This window comes from Pseudomonas sp. GW704-F2 (assembly GCF_059423025.1).
The window spans coordinates 12,212-26,574 of record NZ_JBWKXO010000021.1; the positions used below are offsets into that span (position 1 = coordinate 12,212).

General features: G+C 61.7%; 16 protein-coding genes. 8 read left to right on the forward strand and 8 right to left on the reverse strand.

The window, feature by feature from the left end; all coding sequences use genetic code 11:
• Window position 1: 1 nt before the first annotated feature.
• A complete protein-coding gene (locus AC07W0_RS18295; protein WP_102617891.1) occupies window positions 2–598 on the reverse strand; it encodes a septation protein A in 597 nt (198 codons plus the stop codon).
• An 87-nt stretch (window positions 599–685) separates the two neighbouring features.
• Between AC07W0_RS18295 and AC07W0_RS18300 the strand changes: the two genes are divergently transcribed.
• The 5 genes from AC07W0_RS18300 (at window position 686) to rluB (ending at window position 5,487) form a co-directional block, all read left to right on the forward strand.
• Window positions 686–1,549 (forward strand): PHP domain-containing protein, encoded by an 864-nt coding sequence (locus AC07W0_RS18300; protein WP_046382274.1) that lies wholly within the window; start codon window positions 686–688, stop codon window positions 1,547–1,549.
• Window positions 1,550–1,562: 13 nt separating this feature from the next.
• The gene (locus AC07W0_RS18305) at window positions 1,563–2,192 is read left to right on the forward strand and encodes an L-threonylcarbamoyladenylate synthase (RefSeq protein WP_017847159.1); all 630 of its coding nucleotides are present in this window, start codon (window positions 1,563–1,565) and stop codon (window positions 2,190–2,192) included.
• Window positions 2,193–3,011 (forward strand): segregation and condensation protein A, encoded by an 819-nt coding sequence (locus AC07W0_RS18310; protein WP_017847160.1) that lies wholly within the window; start codon window positions 2,193–2,195, stop codon window positions 3,009–3,011. It begins immediately after the preceding gene.
• A gap of 12 nt (window positions 3,012–3,023) precedes the next feature.
• Window positions 3,024–3,950 (forward strand): SMC-Scp complex subunit ScpB, encoded by a 927-nt coding sequence (scpB, locus tag AC07W0_RS18315; protein ID WP_046382275.1) that lies wholly within the window; start codon window positions 3,024–3,026, stop codon window positions 3,948–3,950.
• A 292-nt stretch (window positions 3,951–4,242) separates the two neighbouring features.
• Complete coding sequence (rluB, locus tag AC07W0_RS18320) at window positions 4,243–5,487, forward strand: 23S rRNA pseudouridine(2605) synthase RluB (RefSeq protein WP_017847162.1); 1,245 nt, start codon at window positions 4,243–4,245, stop codon at window positions 5,485–5,487.
• 189 nt (window positions 5,488–5,676) lie between these two features.
• Here rluB and AC07W0_RS18325 read toward each other — a convergent pair whose 3' ends face one another.
• Both AC07W0_RS18325 and AC07W0_RS18330 read right to left on the reverse strand, forming a co-directional pair.
• Window positions 5,677–6,636, reverse strand: coding sequence for a CgnE/CgnB domain-containing protein (locus AC07W0_RS18325; protein ID WP_102617890.1), 960 nt, complete (start codon window positions 6,634–6,636; stop codon window positions 5,677–5,679).
• Between the two features lie 73 nt (window positions 6,637–6,709).
• Entirely contained in the window at window positions 6,710–6,847 is a 138-nt protein-coding gene (locus AC07W0_RS18330) for a hypothetical protein (RefSeq protein ID WP_003175756.1), read from the reverse strand.
• A 648-nt stretch (window positions 6,848–7,495) separates the two neighbouring features.
• Here AC07W0_RS18330 and AC07W0_RS18335 point away from each other — a divergent pair.
• Both AC07W0_RS18335 and arfB read left to right on the forward strand, forming a co-directional pair.
• Window positions 7,496–8,911: an amino acid permease gene (locus tag AC07W0_RS18335; protein ID WP_102617889.1), complete on the forward strand. Its 1,416-nt coding sequence runs from the start codon at window positions 7,496–7,498 to the stop codon at window positions 8,909–8,911.
• A gap of 110 nt (window positions 8,912–9,021) precedes the next feature.
• The gene (gene arfB / locus AC07W0_RS18340) at window positions 9,022–9,435 is read left to right on the forward strand and encodes an alternative ribosome rescue aminoacyl-tRNA hydrolase ArfB (RefSeq protein WP_017847165.1); all 414 of its coding nucleotides are present in this window, start codon (window positions 9,022–9,024) and stop codon (window positions 9,433–9,435) included.
• Here arfB and AC07W0_RS18345 read toward each other — a convergent pair.
• The 4 genes from AC07W0_RS18345 to AC07W0_RS18360 all read right to left on the reverse strand — a co-directional run bounded on the left by AC07W0_RS18345 (window position 9,432) and on the right by AC07W0_RS18360 (window position 11,589).
• Entirely contained in the window at window positions 9,432–10,628 is a 1,197-nt protein-coding gene (locus tag AC07W0_RS18345) for an MFS transporter (protein WP_102617888.1), read from the reverse strand. The two genes, arfB and AC07W0_RS18345, sit on opposite strands and share 4 nt — an antisense overlap.
• 103 nt (window positions 10,629–10,731) lie before the next feature.
• The gene (locus AC07W0_RS18350; protein WP_046382277.1) at window positions 10,732–10,914 is read right to left on the reverse strand and encodes a hypothetical protein; all 183 of its coding nucleotides are present in this window, start codon (window positions 10,912–10,914) and stop codon (window positions 10,732–10,734) included.
• 74 nt (window positions 10,915–10,988) lie between these two features.
• Window positions 10,989–11,117: a hypothetical protein gene (locus AC07W0_RS18355; protein ID WP_017847168.1), complete on the reverse strand. Its 129-nt coding sequence runs from the start codon at window positions 11,115–11,117 to the stop codon at window positions 10,989–10,991.
• A gap of 160 nt (window positions 11,118–11,277) precedes the next feature.
• Window positions 11,278–11,589 (reverse strand): Mpo1-like protein, encoded by a 312-nt coding sequence (locus AC07W0_RS18360; protein ID WP_102617887.1) that lies wholly within the window; start codon window positions 11,587–11,589, stop codon window positions 11,278–11,280.
• Between the two features lie 160 nt (window positions 11,590–11,749).
• Here AC07W0_RS18360 and AC07W0_RS18365 point away from each other — a divergent pair, with 160 nt between their 5' ends.
• A complete protein-coding gene (locus AC07W0_RS18365; protein WP_102617886.1) occupies window positions 11,750–12,808 on the forward strand; it encodes an AraC family transcriptional regulator in 1,059 nt (352 codons plus the stop codon).
• On the opposite strand, the gene AC07W0_RS18370 is transcribed toward AC07W0_RS18365, so the two are convergent.
• Window positions 12,765–14,219, reverse strand: a complete 1,455-nt coding sequence (locus AC07W0_RS18370) for a TrkH family potassium uptake protein (RefSeq protein ID WP_017847171.1) — start codon at window positions 14,217–14,219, stop codon at window positions 12,765–12,767. The genes AC07W0_RS18365 and AC07W0_RS18370 overlap by 44 nt on opposite strands.
• Window positions 14,220–14,363: the final 144 nt, after the last annotated feature.

A 14,363-nucleotide genomic window follows, 5' to 3' on the forward strand; every position in this document is an offset into this window, starting at 1 on the left:
GTCAGTCCTCGGTTTTCGGCGAAGTGGGTTCGGTGTCATGCAGGTGGCGCGACAGGTAGATGCCTTGGCCGACCAGGAACAATAAGGTCATGCCCAGACTGCCGAACACCTTGAAGTCGACCCAGTAGTCCTGGAAGGTGAAGGCCACGAACAGGTTGGCGGCGCCGCAGAACAGGAAAAACACGATCCAGGCCATGTTCAGGCGGGTCCATACCGGCTCCGGCAGGGTCAGGGCGTGGCCCATGATCCGCTTGATCAACAGGCGGTCGCCAATGAAGTGGCTGCCGATAAACGCCAGGGCGAACAGCCAGTTCACCACCGGGGCTTTCCATTTAAGGAAGGTTTCGCTGTGGAAAGCCAGGGTCAGGCTGCCGAAGACCAGGCAGGCGACCAGGGTCAGCCATTGGCTTTTTTCGAGTTTGCGCTGGGAGATGAAGATGGCGCCGTAGACCACGATGGAGCTGATGATCAGCACGGCGGTGGCGCTGTAGATGCCTCCGAAGGTCAGTTCATGGCCGGCGAGATCGATGACCCTGGGGTCGAGTTTGTAAACGATGAAAAACAGCAACAGCGGGATGAAGTCGATGAATTGTTTCACAGTAAGAGCCAGAAGCTGGATGTGGCGGCATAATAACAAACATCCTTGGTAGCGAAAGCGCCACCTGACTTGAGGTTACACACTTCCGTGAATGTTGATTTGCACTGCCACAGCACGGCCTCCGATGGCGCCCTGGCGCCCGCGGTGCTGGTTGCGCGTGCGTTTGAAAAAGGCGTGCGAGTCCTGTCGTTGACCGACCACGATACCCTCGAAGGCCTCGACGAAGCGCGCGAAGCCGCCCAGGCCCTGGGTATGCAACTGGTCAACGGCGTGGAATTGTCCTGCACCTGGGGTGGCGCCACCATTCATGTGCTTGGCTACGGTTTCGACCAAAAAGCTCCGCCGCTGGTGGAGGCCATCGCCCAATTGCGCGATGGCCGCTGGCTGCGCTCCGAAGAAATAAGCCGCAAGCTCGGCCTCAAAGGCATGTCCAACGCCCTCGACGGCGCCCGGGCCATCCAGCAGGAACTGGGCGACAGCGGCAACGCACCGGCCCGGCCGCATTTCGCCGATTGGATGGTGCGCGAAGGGTTTGTCAGGGACCGCGCCGAAGCCTTTCGCAAATGGCTGGGCGCCGGCAAGCTGGGCGACGTCAAGCAGCACTGGCCGACCTTGGACGACACCGTCGAGACCCTGCGGGCCTCCGGGGCATGGGTCAGCCTGGCACATCCCTGGCATTACGATTTCACCCGCAGCAAGCGTCGCAAGCTGATTGGCGACTATATTGGTGCGGGCGGCCACGCAATTGAAGTGGTCAACGGGCATCAACCCGCAGAACAGGTTGGCAGCCTGGCGATTCTTGCCCGCGAATTTGGTCTGCTGGTCAGCGCCGGCAGTGACTTTCATGGCCCAGGCGGCTGGTCCGAGATCGGCGAATATCGCCCGGTCCCGGAAGACTTGCCGCTCTTGTGGGGGCGATTCAAGCATGACCCCATTATTGCCACCGTCTGAACAGGTAGAGCACGTGAGTCAATTCTTCCAGATTCATCCGGAAAACCCTCAGCCACGCCTGATCAAGCAGGCTGTGGAGATCATTCGCGCCGGTGGCGTGGTGATCTATCCAACGGATTCGTCCTACGCCATCGGTTGTCAGATCGGCGACAAAAACGCGGTCGAGCGTGTCAGACGCCTGCGTCAGTTGGACGACAAGCACAACTTCGCGCTGATCTGCAGCGACCTGTCCCAACTGGGCCTGTTCGCCAAGGTCGACACCGGCACCTTCCGCCTGCTCAAGGCCCACACGCCGGGGCCGTACACCTTTATTCTCAACGCCACCCGCGAAGTGCCGCGCCTGCTGCTGCATCCGAAGAAGCGCACCATCGGCCTGCGCGTGCCGGAACACCCGATCGCCCTGGCGCTGCTGGCCGAGTTGGGCGAGCCGCTGATGAGCGTGTCGCTGATCATGCCCGGCGCCACCGAACCGCTGGAAGACCCCTACGAAATGCGCCAACTGCTGGAAAAACATGTCGACCTGATCATCGACGGTGGTTTCGGCGGCGGCAAGGCGTCCACCGTGATCAACCTGGCCGACGGCGACCCCGAAGTGATCCGCGTCGGCTGCGGCGACCCGGCGCCGTTTATGGCCGAGGCCTGAATGTCGGCCGTGGAAACCGTCGACAGCCAGGCCGGCGCCCAGCAGGAACTGCCGTTTGCCATGGTATATGGCCAGGCGGTCATGGAAATGCCGCTGGACCTGTACATCCCGCCGGATGCCCTGGAGGTGTTCCTCGAGGCCTTCGAAGGCCCGCTGGACTTGCTGCTGTACCTGATCCGCAAGCAGAACATCAACATCCTTGACATCCCGGTGGCGGAAATCACCCGCCAGTACATGGGCTATGTCGAGCTGATGCAGTCGGTGCGCCTGGAACTGGCCGCCGAGTACCTGGTGATGGCCGCGATGCTCGCCGAGATCAAGTCGCGCATGCTGTTGCCGCGCTCGGAGACGATCGAGGCCGAAGAGGACGACCCGCGCGCCGAACTGATCCGACGCCTGCAGGAGTACGAACGCTTCAAGGCCGCCGCCGAAGGCATCGACGGCCTCAGCCGCGTGGGCCGCGATGTGGTGGTGCCCAAGCTCGATGCGCCGGAAGCCCGGGCGCGCAAGCTGTTGCCGGACGTGAGCCTGGAAGAGTTGCTGATGTCGATGGCCGAGGTACTGCGCCGTGGCGACATGTTTGAACACCACCAGGTCAGCCGCGAGGCATTGTCGACCCGCGAGCGCATGAGCGATGTGCTCGAACGCCTCAAGGGCGGCGGTTTTGTGCCGTTTGTCGAGCTGTTCACCGCCGAAGAGGGGCGCCTGGGGGTGGTGGTGACCTTTATGGCGATCCTTGAGCTGGTCAAGGAATCCTTGGTCGAGCTGGTCCAGAATGAGCCTTTTGCGGCTATCCACGTGCGGGCGCGAGCCGAATAACGAGCTGAATCGATGAATCTGACTGAACCCCGCGAACTGGCCCCGCTGCTGGAGGCCTTTCTTCTGGCCTCGGGTAAGCCGCAATCCCTGGAGCGCCTGTTCGAACTCTTTGAAGAGGCCGAGCGTCCTGAACCGCCGGTCTTCAAGAAAGCCCTGGAGATCCTGCGCAAGTCCTGCGACGGCCGTGCCTTTGAACTGCGCGAAGTGGCGTCGGGTTATCGCCTGCAGATACGTGAGAAGTTTTCCCCATGGGTCGGCCGCTTGTGGGAAGAACGCCCGCAGCGTTATTCCCGGGCGATGCTGGAAACCATGGCGCTGATCGCCTATCGCCAGCCGATCACTCGCGGTGAAATCGAGGACGTGCGCGGCGTGGCGGTCAACAGCCATATCGTCAAGACGTTGCTGGAGCGCGAGTGGATTCGCATCGTCGGTTACCGCGACGTGCCCGGCAAACCGGCGATGTTCGCCACCACCAAGGTGTTCCTCGACCACTTCAACCTGAAAAACCTCGACGACCTGCCGCCCTTGGCCGAATTGCGCGAGATGGAAACCGAGCCGGAACTCGACTTCGACGACGCCCCGGTCCCGGCGAGCCTGCAGGAACTGGCCGATGCCACGGCCGAGCCGGAAGAACCGAAGGACGAAACCAGTTTCCATACCTTGTTGCTGGAACTGGATGACATGGAGCAGGGGATCAAGACCGACTTCGATGACTTGCTGCGTGATGGCGCGGCCGAGCCCGAAAGCCAGGTGAATGTTGAAGTCGAGCCGGAGCCCGAAGCGGAACCTGAGGAAGACATTCTCGGCGTCGCCCAAGCCCGCGAAAAACTCCTGGCCGCCGTCGCCGCCCTCGAACAGCCGCCGCTGAGCGACGAAGAGGACGAAGCCCGTGCCCTGGCCGAAGCGATCGAGGCCGAGCGCCGCCAGCTCGACGACTGACGCCCACCGGCTGTAGGAGCGAGCTTGCTCGCGAAAAACCCAAGAACACCGCCGACAACCAGATTCCACGCGTTATCGTTGACGATTTTCGCGAGCAAGCTCGCTCCTACAGCCGGTGGGCACCACCGGTCGGCGGAAAAACCACCGACTCGGCACTTATCGACTAGCCTCTGATGCGCAACGCGCGCCATGCGCGTATGATTCGCGACCCTTTGCCGATGTATTCGGCCAAAGCCCCGCTTTCAACACTCTTCAGGCCACGCCTGAATCGACCCACCGGGAGGTGCTTAAGATGAACGATAAAGACCAGAACGACAGCCAGGAAATCGGCCCAGCAGGCGAAAAACTGCAAAAGGTGCTGGCGCGTATCGGCGTGGGCTCGCGCCGCGACGTCGAAGCCTGGATCACCCAGAAGCGCATCAAGGTCAACGGCGTCGAGGCCACCCTCGGCCAGCGCGTCGACCTGCACGATGCAATCACCATTGATGGCAAGGTCATCAAGCGTGAAGAGGCCGCCGAATCGGTGCGCCGCGTGATCATGTACAACAAGCCCGATGGCGAGATCTGCACCCGTGACGACCCGGAAGGCCGTCCGACCGTGTTCGACAAGATGCCAAAGCCCAAAGAAGGCCGTTGGATCAACATCGGCCGTCTCGACATCAACACCACCGGCTTGCTGATGTTCACCACCGACGGTGAGCTGGCCAACCGCCTGATGCACCCGTCCTACGAGATGGACCGCGAATACGCCGTGCGTGTGCGTGGTGAAGTCGACGACGAGATGATCGAACGCTTGAAAGCGGGCGTCGTCCTCGAAGACGGCCCGGCCAAGTTCACCGACATCAAGCAAGCACCCGGCGGCGAAGGTTTCAACCACTGGTACCACTGCGTGGTGATGGAAGGTCGCAACCGTGAAGTGCGTCGCCTGTGGGAATCCCAGGGCCTGGTGGTCAGCCGCCTGAAGCGCGTGCGCTTCGGTCCGGTGTTTCTCAACTCCGACCTGCCGATGGGCCGCTGGCGCGAAATGAGCCAGTACGAAGTCGACATCCTCAGCGCCGAAGTCGGCCTGACGCCGGTCGCGATGCCGCAGATGAACGCCAAGAGCAAAGACAAGCTCGAACGCATGCAGCGTAAATCGTCGCGCCCGGTGGCCCGCACCGAACGCGTTGCCCGCACCCTGCGCCCAGCGCTGGATGCACCGGCTACCGGCGGGCGGATTTCCCGTGAGCCGCACATTGAAGGCGAGCGTCGTCCAACCGCGCCATCGCGTCAGGAAGGCGAACGTGCGCCACGCACGCCGCGTCCTGCCGGCCGTGGCGAAGCGCCAAGCGGTGGTCGCGGTAATCGCGGTGAAGCCGGTCGCGGTGCGCCCGCAGGTCGCCCGGCCGACAACGCCAGCACCAAGCGCCCAGCCAAGCCCGCGCCGAACAAGCGCCCAGGCCTGAAACTGGTGGCGGACGAGCCCTCGGGCAAGCGCCGTGGCGCGCCGGCCGGTTCCGGTCAACGCCCGGGTTTTGGTCGCAAGAAACCGCAGTGATGTAAGCGCTGCATAAAAACGCCAACCCTCGGGTTGGCGTTTTTTTTGGATCTGCATTTGCAATGCCATCAACTGTGGGAGGGAGCTTGCTCCCGATAGCAGTCTATCTGCTTGCACATGCATTGACTGAACCACCGCTATCGGGAGCAAGTCGAATCGTCGCATCGCCCCTCCCACAGTTGGATCTGATCAGAACGCAAAGGTGCCATCGAACACCGGCTTGTCATCCAGCGCCAACACCCCGCTGGCGAAGATCAAATCCAGGTGATGACTGCCTTTCTGCCCGCCACCCAACCCAAGGTGCAGGCCGCAGTGACGCTCTTCGAACCCGGCGTTGCGCGCATACAGATCCTTGACCCCTTCATTGGTACCGATCCCCAGTTCCTCCACGCGGCGGTTCGATGGGTTGGCGTTCAGGTACTTGTTGAAATCGTCCGCCAGCCCCGGGACGTCGCTGGCCACACTGCAGATGGTCGAGTTTTCGATCCACAGCTCCAGCGGTGATTGCAGCACGCCATATTTGCGTGCGAAGGGGATGGTGCTGAGGAAGGTGCCGACAAACCGCACCTGGCCGTTGATGGCTTCGCTGTGGGTGGCGATCTCGCCGGGGGCCAGGTCGTGGTTGCCGATGCCGTTGATATTGGTCCACTTCTTGATGCTGCTCAGCGGTGCTCGCAGGCGTGAGCCGTGCCGATCGCTGAAGCTCAGCACCGAGGCCTGGGACATGCGCCGGATCAGCGTGGCGTTGAGGTCGGCGATGCGTTGCGGCTCGACGCTGAAGGTGTCGTAGAAGTAGTCGCCGTAGTCCTTGAACAGCAGGGATTTTTTCCAGTGCTCGGCCATTACGCCATGCAAGGCGCGGATAAAGTCCGGGCCTTCGGCGCGGGGGTTGGGCAGGGTCGAGGCGTCGTAGAAAAACAGGTACAGGTCGCAGGTTTCGATGGCTTCGGCCAGGGTGTCGCTGGCGGCCAGGTCCAGGCGCTGCACCTGGAAGTTGAAGCGGGCGGCGCTGCCGAGGCTGATCGCCTGGGCAATCGCCTCGTAGCGTTCGGTATGGCCCAGCAGCACGGTCGGCCGGTTCAAGCCGCTGAGGGCCGGATGGTGGGCGAGGTAGTAGAGAAAGTGTTCGACGGCGCGGGCCTTGTCCATGACGGGTGTCCTTGTGTGCCTTGGGTAAGGGGGCAGGTGCAGCGCACTGCACCTGCCGGATGCCTGCCGAGGGTTAGAACGGCCACATCGCGGTGCCAAAAGGCACCACGGCATCGGCTTGCATCATTTCAACGGCGGCCTCATGGGTCGGCGCTTCAAACCAATCGTCGAGTTGCAGTTCGGTTTCCAGGTCGTTTTCCAGTGCTTGCATGGTGTATCTCCTAGAGGACGTTGTTTGAGAACGGCTTACCCGCGGGCTTCGCTGGGCAAGTGAAAGAACCTAGGTGAGAGTGTTTCGGAATGCAAAAATTTTATTGACACGGTCTCATTTGGATTTTTTGTTCTGTTTTTGACGCGCCATTTTTTCCCCATGCAAAACAGCGCACTGGGGCAGGCGAGTGTTCGGATATGTCCTACCGCCAATTTTTTGTGAACTGACAGATACTGGCTGGGTGTAACGCCGATTTTCCGCGCTGTAACGATTGATTTACGCAAAAGGCCTGCGGTATCGGGCCAGCACCGCGCTGTAAGGAATACCTGACAGATTGTCGCGGAGGCTCGCGAGGGCCGTCCGCAAGCGGTCGAGCGGTGTACAATGCGCCGCGTTTTACTGTGACCCCCTTGCGTAACCGCGCAAAAGGCCAAGACCTCAGGGTTAATCCACCCTGATCACTCCGCCTGGCCACGAGCCAGACGGGTTCGATTTCGTCACAGATAAAAACAAACAGGTGACGCATGACCGATAGAACGACGCTGTATTCCTGGTGCCTGCGCTGGGGTTTGAGCGGCGCTGCTTGAGTCGAACAACAAGGCAGCAACCTGCATTCAACATCATCAAACCTTGCGTGAGAGCCTTTTCATGAGTGGACCCGATTCCTCTTCAGGCGAACTGAAACGTGGCCTGAAAAACCGTCATATCCAGTTGATCGCCCTCGGTGGCGCCATCGGCACCGGCCTGTTCCTGGGTTCGGCCGGGGTGCTCAAATCCGCCGGCCCGTCGATGATCCTGGGCTATGCCATCTGCGGCTTCATTGCCTTCATGATCATGCGCCAACTCGGCGAAATGATCGTCGAAGAGCCGGTAGCCGGCTCCTTCAGCCACTTTGCCCACAAATACTGGGGCGGTTTCGCCGGCTTCCTGTCGGGCTGGAACTGCTGGATTCTGTACATCCTGGTGGGCATGTCGGAGCTGACGGCTGTCGGCAAATACGTGCATTACTGGTGGCCGGAGATTCCGACCTGGGTGTCGGCGGCGGCGTTTTTCGTGTTGATCAACCTGATCAACCTGGCCAACGTCAAAGTCTTCGGCGAGGCTGAGTTCTGGTTCGCCATCATCAAGGTGGTGGCCATCGTCGGCATGATCGCCCTGGGCAGCTACCTGCTGGTCAGCGGCAGCGGCGGCCCGCAAGCCTCGGTGAGTAACCTGTGGGAACACGGCGGCTTCTTCCCCCACGGTGTCGGTGGGTTGGTGATGGCCATGGCGCTCATCATGTTCTCGTTCGGTGGCCTGGAAATGCTCGGCTTTACCGCGGCCGAAGCCGACCAGCCACGCACTGTGATTCCCAAGGCGATCAATCAGGTGATCTACCGCATCCTGATCTTCTACATCGGCGCCCTGGTGGTGCTGTTGTCGCTGACGCCGTGGGACAGCCTGCTGGCGACCCTCAATGCGTCCGGCGATGCCTATAGCGGCAGCCCATTCGTGCAGGTGTTCTCGATGCTCGGCAGCAACACTGCCGCGCATATCCTCAACTTTGTGGTGCTGACCGCCGCGCTGTCGGTGTACAACAGCGGCACCTACTGCAACAGCCGCATGCTGCTGGGCATGGCCGAGCAGGGCGACGCGCCGCGGGTGTTGGCGAAGATCGACAAGCGCGGTGTGCCGGTGCGCTCGATCCTCGCCTCGGCGGCGATCACCCTGGTGGCGGTGCTGATGAATTACCTGATCCCGCAACACGCGCTGGAACTGCTGATGTCGCTGGTGGTGGCCACGCTGGTGATCAACTGGGCGATGATCAGCTTCTCCCACTTCAAGTTCCGCCAGCACATGAACCGCACCGGCCAGGTGCCGTTGTTCAAGGCGCTGTGGTATCCGTATGGCAATTACCTGTGCCTGGCGTTCGTGGTGTTTATCCTGGTGATCATGCTGATGATTCCGGGGATTCAGGTCTCGGTGTATGCGATCCCGGTGTGGGTGGCGTTCATGGGGCTGTGTTACTGGATCAAGAACAAGCGCCGCGCGGATCAGCGTCTGGCGATGGCCGCGCTGGAGTAACCCTTCGATGCTGTTGAGCAAACCCGGCCGCGTGCCGGGTTTGTCGTTTGAAGGGATGGGCGGGGCGCATTCGCGTATCCTTGGGCTCCCCTTAGAGGAACCCGTTGCTCATGCTGGTGATTTCCAACAACGTCCACTTGCCCGACGCCGAGATCGAGCTGACCGCCATTCGCGCCCAGGGCGCCGGCGGGCAGAACGTCAACAAGGTGTCGAGCGCGGTGCATCTGCGCTTTGATATTCCGGCCTCGTCGTTGCCGGAATTCTATAAGGAGCGCTTGCTGGCACTGCGCGACAGTCGGATTACCAGCGACGGCGTGCTGGTGCTCAAGGCCCAGCAATACCGCACCCAGGAACAGAACCGCGCCGATGCGCTGGAGCGCCTGGTGGAGTTGATCCTCAGCGCCACCAAGGTGGAGAAGAAACGCCGCCCGACCAAACCGACCCTGGGCTCGAAGAAACGCCGCCTCGAATCCAAGACCAAGCGCGGCAGCATCAAGGCCGGGCGCGGCAAGGTCGACTTCTAGGCGTCGCGCGCCTCGCGGGCCTTGGGTGCTTGCCGGTACAGGTAGACACTCAGCAGCAACCCGACCAAAGCGGCGAGGGCGGCGAACAGGAAGATCGACGCAAAGCCAAAGCCGGCCGCCACGGCCCCGGCCAGCGGGCCGGTGATCCCCAGCGACAGGTCGATGAACAGCGAGTACGCGCCCACCGCCGAACCCCGGCTGGACGCAGGCACCAGATTGACCGCCTCCACTCCCAGCGCCGGAAACACCAAAGAAAAACCGAAGCCGCTCAACGCCGCGCCCGCCAGTGCCCACGGCGCATCCGGCGCCAGCCACAGCAGCAGCAAGCCCAGCACCTCCACCGACAGGCAGGCGATCGCCACGCGAAAGCCGCCGATGCGGTTGATCAAATTGCCGAACAACAGGCGCGCGCCGATAAAACTGGCGCCGAACAGGCTCAGTGCCCACACCGCGTTATCCCAATGCTGGGTGGTGTAATACAAGGTGATGAAGGTGGCGATGGTGCCAAAGCCGATGGAGCCCAGCGCCAGTGCGCAACCGTGGGGCAATACCCGGCCCAGCACATTCATGAAAGGCAGGCGCACCCCGGCGACAATCGGTGTCGGCTCTTTGCGCCACGCCAGCAGCAGGCCCAGCGCCGCCAGCAGCAGGATACTCACGCCCATGCTCCACAAGCCGAGGTGACGCACCAGCAGCACCCCCAACGGCGCGCCGACCGCCAGGGCGCCATAGCTGGCGATGCCGTTCCACGAGATGACCTTCGCCGTGTTCGCCGCCCCCACCCGGCCAATGCCCCAGCCGATGGCGCCCGAACCTACCAGGCTTTCGGCACTGCCCAGCACCAGGCGGCCGATGAGCAGGCTACCCAGGCTCAGTGCCGGCAGGCTGGAAAACCACGCCGCGAGCAACATGAACACGCCGCTCAGGCCGCAGCCCGCCAGGCCGATCAGCACGGCGCGCTTGCTGCCCAGGTTATCGATGATGCGCCCGGCATACGGCCGGCTCAGCAGGGTGGCGAGGTATTGCACACTGATCACCAGCCCGGCGATCACCGCGCCAAAGCCCAGCTCACTGTGGACATAGCCCGGCAACACGGCCAGGGGAATGCCGATATTCAGGTAGCCGATAAAGGTGAACAACACGATGGAAACAACTTGCAGCGTGACCGCCATGGGGCGCTGGGTATCTGGCATGGGAAGGGTCCACTGTCGCAGCAGGTAAAGATAGGCTGCTAATGATACCGATGCTTTGGCCCGCGCAGGGCAGTAAAAAGCCAAAACGTCGGTCTAAACCGCGTCAGGACCGGGCAGGAGCGAGCAATTGCGTGGTGACCAGGGCGGCCAGGGCGTTTTCCTGGGTGCCGAAGCGCTTGAGCAGCAGGGCCTGTTTGTCCGCGTTGAGGCGGTTCCATACGTCGACCATCTGCAGGGCAGTGTCGAGTATGGCGGCGTTGGGGCTATCGGAGTGGTTGTCGGTCATGGCGGGTATCTCGGGAATTTCAGGCAGTGTGGAAAGCGCTCAAAGGTGCGCTTTCCACACGGTCTGGTACGGCGTCAGTCCTGGCTTTCGCGGTCGACTGGTTTTGCTTCTTTGGCCTCAGGCTGCTTGTCGCCGGCCTGCTGCGGTGTTGGCTGCTCTGTTGGGTGCAGGCTTGGGAAGGGGAGATTAGGTATCTCGTGCATCGTCGTCGCTCCTCGCAAAGTCTGTTTTTTCAATCGCAGGTGATTCCGCGCTCTCAAAAAGCCTTGGCAGGATACAGCACTGTAAATGACAAAAAGACTTTTATATCGACGGACGGACAAAGCGTCATCGTTAAAGCACAAGTGACCAGACGTCGCACGGCTAGAACGGCACTTTGCCCAGGATCATGTCGCGGTACATCACGAAATCCCCGAGCAGGCTGTAGAACGGATACTGGAAGGTCGCCGGGCGGTTCTTTTCGAAGAAGAAGTGGCCCACCCAGGCGAAGCCGTAGCCGGCGATGGGCACCGCAATCAGCAGGCCGAGGGCGCCTTTGCCCAGCACATACGCCAGAAGCCCAATCACCAGCGTGGTGCCGATAAAGTGCAGGCGCCGGCAGGTGCTGTTGCCGTGTTCTTTCAGGTAATACGGGTAAAACTCGGCGAAGCTATTGAATTGCTTGGTATTTCCCACGGTGGTCGGCCCTCTGATTGTTATGCCGTCGAACAGTTGTTCGGCGGGGAGCTTATTTAAGTCTAGAGTGATCAGTGGTAACAGCCAGTGACATTAGATGCCACTTTAGTATCCTTGCCTTCCTGGCTGCGGTTTCAGCCTGCTTTATTAAGAAGACGCCATGAGCGAACGAACAACTTCTGCAAGCTGGGCGATGGGGATAGTCAAGGCACTGGAAATGGACGGCCTGGATTGCCAGGTGTTGTTCAAACAATTGGGCCTGGACTATGCCGCCCTCAACGACCCCGATGCGCGCTTTCCGCAAGACTCCATGACGCGGCTGTGGCAGCGTGCCGTGGAATTGTCGGGCAACCCCGCGATTGGCCTGAACATGGGCAAAGTGGTGCGCCCGGCGTCGTTTCACGTGACCGGTTACGCGCTGATGTCCAGCAACACATTGGCGGAAGGCTTTATGCGCCTGGTGCGCTACCAGCGGATCATCGCCGAAAGCGCTGACCTGAGTTTCCAATTATTACCCGAAGGCTATGCGCTGATTCTGACAGTACATGGCGATCACCTGCCGCCCACCCGGCAAAGCGCCGAAGCCTCGCTGGCCTGTGCGCTGGCGCTGTGCGGCTGGTTGACCGGGCGTACCCTGCAACCGCGCAAGGTGCTGCTGCAAGGTGAGCAACCCGCCGACCTCGCGCCCTACAAACAGGCGTTCCATGCGCCCCTGGAATTCAACGCGGCCTATGACGCGCTGATTTTCGAGCGCGCCGACATGGAGGCGCCGCTGCCCACCGCCAATGAGGCAATGGCGCTGCTGCACGACCGGTTTGCCGGTGAATACCTGGCGCGCTTCTCCGAAAGCCGCGTGACCCACAAGGCGCGGCAGGTGCTGTGCCGCCTGTTGCCCCAGGGCGAACCCAAGCGCGAAGTGGTGGCCCAGACCCTGCACCTGTCCCAACGCACGTTGCAGCGGCGTCTGCAGGAAGAGGGCACCAGTTTCCAGACCCTGCTGGACGACACCCGCCGCGAACTGGCCGAGCAATACCTGGCGCAGCCGAGCATGACCCTGCTGGAGATCGCCTATCTGCTGGGCTTTGCCGACCCGAGCAACTTCTTCCGCGCCTTCCGCCGCTGGTTCGACGCCACGCCCGGCGAGTACCGCGCGCGCTTGCTGGATACGTCGACGGTCAGTGACGCCAGAACGCCGGGATGCACAGAACAAAGACTGTAATGATTTCCAGCCGGCCGAGCAGCATGCCCAGCGCCAGGATCCACTTGGCCGCGTCCGGCAGGCTGGCGAAGTTGCCGGCCGGGCCGATGGTTTCGCCCAGGCCCGGGCCGACCCCGGATACCGTGCTGGCGGCGCCGGTCAGCGCGGTCATCCAGTCCAGGCCGAGCAGCGACAAGGCCAGGGCGATCATGCAAATGGTGATGGCGAAGAAAAACGAGAAGGTCAGGATAGAACGCACGATCTCTTCGTCGAGACGGTGGCCGTTGTACTTCTGCTTGATCACCGCGCGCGGGTGAATCAACTGGTTCAAGTTGGCCTTGAGCAGGATATAGGCGACCTGGAAGCGGAAGATCTTGATCCCGCCCGCCGTTGACCCCGAGCAACCGCCGATAAAACCCAGGTAGAAAAACAGCATCAGTGAGAAATTGCCCCACAGGCTGTAGTCCCCCAGTGCAAAACCGGTCGTCGTCACCACCGACGTCACGTTCAGGGCCACATGGCGCAGCGCATCCAGCCAGTGCAGGTTGGTGGTCCACCAGTACCAGGTGCCGAGCACCAGCCAGGTCATCAACAGCAAGGCGAGCAAACCCTGCACCTGCTGATCCTTGATCAACGCCCGGCGGTTGCCGCGCAACGTGGCGACGTACAGGGTGAACGGCAGGCTGCCGAGGATCATCACCACCACCGCTACCCAATGCACCGCCGGTTGTTTCCAGTGCGCCAGGGACTCATCGGAGGTGGAAAACCCGCCGGTGGAAATCGCCGACATCGCATGGTTGATCGCATCGAACAAGCCCATCCCGGCCCACCAGAACGCCAGGCTGCCAAGGATGGTGATGCCCACATACGCCGCCACGATCAGCCGCGCCACCATGTGCGAACGCGGCATGACCTTTTCCGAGCGGTCCGAGGACTCGGTCTGGAACAGGCGCATGCCACCAATGCGCAGCAGCGGCAGGATCGCCACCGCCATGCCGATAAAGCCGATCCCGCCGAGCCAGTGCAGCAGCGAACGCCACATCAAAATGCCGGGCGACATGGTGTCCAGCCCGCTCAACACCGTGGAACCGGTGGCGGTGATGCCGGACATGCTTTCAAAAAACGAGTCGGTGTAGCTGATGTTCTGCGTCAGGAAAAACGGCAGCGCGGCGAAGATGCACACCACCACCCAACTGCTCACCGTCAGCAGGTACATGTCCCGGGGACGCAGGTGGATATGTTCCGGGCGACCGGGAATCACCAGGGCCAGGCCGGCGATAAAGGTAATCAGGCTGGCCCACAGGAACGACGGCAGGTCGCTGGTGCGTTCGAAGATCACCAGGATGACCATCGGAACGACCATGGCGATCGCGAGGGTGATCAGGAAGATGCCGATGATGAAGCCAATGATGCGAAGGGTCGGCAACGCCATGAAGTCTGCTCGGGTGACAGGGGAAGGGCGCCATTCTACCTGGGGTGCAGGGCATGTAAACCTTGGCCGCCGATCGGCGGCGCGTAGCTATGTAGCGCATGGTTCAGGGGGGGCTTAGGCACGATGGGTCGGTATGTTTCCTAT